Source organism: Maritimibacter harenae, from assembly GCF_009882975.1.
In the GTDB taxonomy this organism is placed as follows: domain Bacteria; phylum Pseudomonadota; class Alphaproteobacteria; order Rhodobacterales; family Rhodobacteraceae; genus Maritimibacter; species Maritimibacter harenae.
Genome location: NZ_WTUX01000038.1, coordinates 1 through 260, shown reverse-complemented (window position 1 = coordinate 260; position 260 = coordinate 1). Strand labels below are relative to the sequence as shown.

At 66.5% G+C, this 260-nt stretch carries 1 protein-coding gene; it reads right to left on the bottom strand.

Features of this window, described 5'->3' with window-relative positions:
• Window positions 1-260 (bottom strand): transposase domain-containing protein (locus GQE99_RS20225; protein ID WP_161353773.1); only part of this gene is annotated, 260 nt, incomplete at both ends.

Sequence of the window (260 nt, the reverse complement as noted above, 5' to 3'; positions counted from 1 at the left end):
GGTAGTAGGTCCGGCACCTGCGAGGCGGTCATGTCGGGGAGCCGGGCGAGAACGTCTGCCAACCAAGCTTGGGGATCGATGTCGTTCAGCTTTGCGGTGACGATCAAGGAATACATGAAGGCGGCGCGGTCGCCGCCGCGCTCCGAGCCGGCGAAGAGCCATGACTTCCGGCCAAGGGCCACGCCGCGCAGCGCCCGCTCGGCGGCATTGTTCGTCAGGCAGATCCGGCCGTCCTCGAGGAAGCGGATGAAGGTCTCCCA